This window comes from Entomohabitans teleogrylli (genome assembly GCF_001484765.1).
Taxonomy (GTDB): Bacteria; Pseudomonadota; Gammaproteobacteria; order Enterobacterales; family Enterobacteriaceae; genus Entomohabitans; species Entomohabitans teleogrylli.
In genome coordinates this window covers 1-375 of the sequence record NZ_LLXO01000120.1, presented here as the reverse complement: position 1 = coordinate 375, position 375 = coordinate 1, and the positions used below count along the sequence as shown (strand labels likewise).

At 57.3% G+C, this 375-nt stretch carries 1 pseudogene; it reads right to left on the bottom strand.

From position 1 onward, the window contains the following. Positions 1 to 375, bottom strand: a pseudogene (locus AQ981_RS25510) (HAAAP family serine/threonine permease); the annotation flags it as partial.

Here is a 375-nt window from a genome sequence, read left to right as displayed (position 1 = left end):
CACCACAAAGGCGTTGCTGATATGGCCGCTGTATTTGCGCATCGCCGGGACTTTGTTGATGGCGTACATCGGCATCAGGAACAGGATCATGGCGATAACCGGGCCGCCGAGGGTTTCAATCATCCCGAGGATGCTCGGGTTCAGGGTGGCGACAATCCAGGTGGTCACCAGCATGAACAGCGCGGTCAGTTTGTTCAGGCGGCTGATTTCAATAGTCTTGCCTTTGCCACGCAGGGATTTGATCACCATGCCGTTGAAGCCTTCGCGGGCGCCCAGGTAGTGGCCGAGGAACGATTTGGTGATGGCGATCATGGCGATGATCGGCGCCATCCAGGCAATCAGCGGCGCGTTAAAATGGTTCGCCAGGTACGACAG